Consider the following 1,671-nt stretch of genomic DNA (forward strand, 5'->3'; position numbering starts at 1 on the left):
CCTCGATCCACCGATGAGTTTGGGGTGTGAGCGGGTGCCGTGACACGGAAATGCCCCTCGGATCAGGGAAAATAGAGCTTGTCTAAGGTTCTAGTTCCCAGAAACGAGAGGCATCCCGTAGGTGCAATTCAAGCATGCTCCCGCTGCCGTGTCGGCGATGTTCGATGATCCGAATCTGGTGTCGGCCGTGGGGCTGGTTCCGATGCTCCGTCTCGCCCGTTCCGCGGGTCTCGACGAGCTCGCCCAGTCGCGGTTGACCGTCCCGACAGACAAGGGTGCGAACGCTGGCGGCAAGGTGATGGCGCTGGTCGCGGGGATGCTCGCCGGTGCGGACTCGATCGACGACATGAACGTGCTGCGTCACGGCGGGATGGGCCGGCTGTTCGATCGGACGTATGCGCCGTCGACGCTGGGCTCGTTCCTGCGGGAGTTCCGGTTCGGGCACGTCCGCCAACTCGACGCCATCGCCTCCCGAACCCTGGTGAACCTCACCCAGGCCGCGCCACTGCTGCAGGCCGCGAACGACGAGCGGGTGATGGTCGATCTGGACGACACGATCATCGAGGTCCACGGATACCAGAAGCAGGGCGCCTCGTTCGGGTACTCCGGCGTCCGCGGGCTGAACGCCCTTATCGCCACCGCCAGCACCTCGACCTCGGCTCCGGTGATCCTGGGTCAGCGACTGCGGCAGGGGAAGACCGGGTCCCCGAAGGGCGCCGCCCGGATCGTCGGCGACGCCCTGGCCACCCTCCGCCGCATGCACTCCGGAAACGGCGCCCGCCCGTTGCTGCGCGCGGACTCCGCGTTCTACGGACACGCCACCATCGGCACGGCGATCAAAGCAGGCGCGGACGTATCGGTCACCGTCCGGATGGACCCCGCGGTGAAGGCGGCGATCGCGACGATCCCCGAGGATGCGTGGGAGATGATCGAGTACACCGACTCGATCCGTGACGAGGCCACCGGTCAGCTGATCTCGAAAGCAGAGGTCGCCGAAGTGGCCTTCACTGCGTTCCGTTCACGGAAGAAGGCCGAACGGGTCGACGGGCGGCTGGTGGTGCGGCGGATCCCGGACCTGAACCCGAACAAGGTGGAACAGCCGACGCTGTTCGACGTCTATCGGCATCACGCGTTCTTCACCACGACCGACAAGACGACGATGGGCACCGTCGCGGCAGACAAGACCCACCGCGGTCACGCCATCATCGAACAGGTCCACGCCGATCTGAAGGGCGGTCCGCTCGCTCACCTGCCGTCCGGGGTGTTCACCGCGAACAGCGCCTGGCTCGTGCTCGCGGTGATCGCGTTCAACCTCACCCGCGCCGCCGGGCTGATCGCCGACCGGGCGGGTCGGCTCGCCCGAGCGACGACCGCGACGATCCGCCGAACCCTCATCTCGGTGCCGGCACGGCTGGCGCGGTCCGCGCGCCGGATCACCCTGCACCTGCCCGAGGCCTGGCCCTGGCAGACCGCGTTCGAACGGCTCTTCACCGCGACGCACGCGCCACCACCGGCAGCGGCCAGCTGACTACCGCCGCCACCAGCGGCACGACCGAGAACGAAGTGGACGACCGGGATGCGACGCCCGGAACACACCCCTGCCCGCGGCGCATCATCTCGCACCGGTCACGCCAGGACGGCCAGCCGAAGGCTCATCGGTGGATCGAGGCT

The 1,671-nt window shown here is 67.9% G+C and carries 1 protein-coding gene; it reads left to right on the forward strand.

Going from position 1 to position 1,671, the window contains the following annotated elements; genetic code table 11:
- The first annotated feature begins 121 nt into the window (after window positions 1-121).
- The gene (locus ACIQF4_RS21150) at window positions 122-1,528 is read left to right on the forward strand and encodes an IS1380 family transposase (protein ID WP_364275824.1); all 1,407 of its coding nucleotides are present in this window, start codon (window positions 122-124) and stop codon (window positions 1,526-1,528) included.
- The last annotated feature ends 143 nt before the right edge of the window (window positions 1,529-1,671 follow it).

Source organism: Pseudarthrobacter sp. NPDC092202, assembly GCF_044755505.1.
In the GTDB taxonomy this organism is placed as follows: Bacteria; Actinomycetota; Actinomycetes; order Actinomycetales; family Micrococcaceae; genus Arthrobacter.